Below are 220 nucleotides of genomic sequence, written 5' to 3' on the forward strand. Positions count from 1 at the left end.
TCGTCACCGACCACGGATTCCGGATGCGGCTGTCACCCCAGGTCCCGGAGGTGCTCGAACGCCACGTCGCAGACCTCGTCACCACCCTCCTCGCCGCGCACGGCCACACCCTCGACGACGTCGACGGCTGGGCCATCCACCCCGGCGGCGCGCGCATTCTGCGGGTCGTCGCGGACCAGCTCCAGCTCAGCGAGGAAGCGACCGCCCCCTCCTACGACAT

Annotated in this window: 1 pseudogene; it reads left to right on the forward strand. The window is 70.9% G+C overall.

Annotated elements, in window-relative coordinates:
- Positions 1-23: 23 nt before the first annotated feature.
- Positions 24-220, forward strand: a pseudogene (locus FrCorBMG51_RS24430) (type III polyketide synthase); the annotation flags it as partial.

Origin of the sequence: Protofrankia coriariae, from assembly GCF_001017755.1 — a bacterium.
Taxonomy (GTDB): Bacteria; Actinomycetota; Actinomycetes; order Frankiales; family Frankiaceae; genus Protofrankia; species Protofrankia coriariae.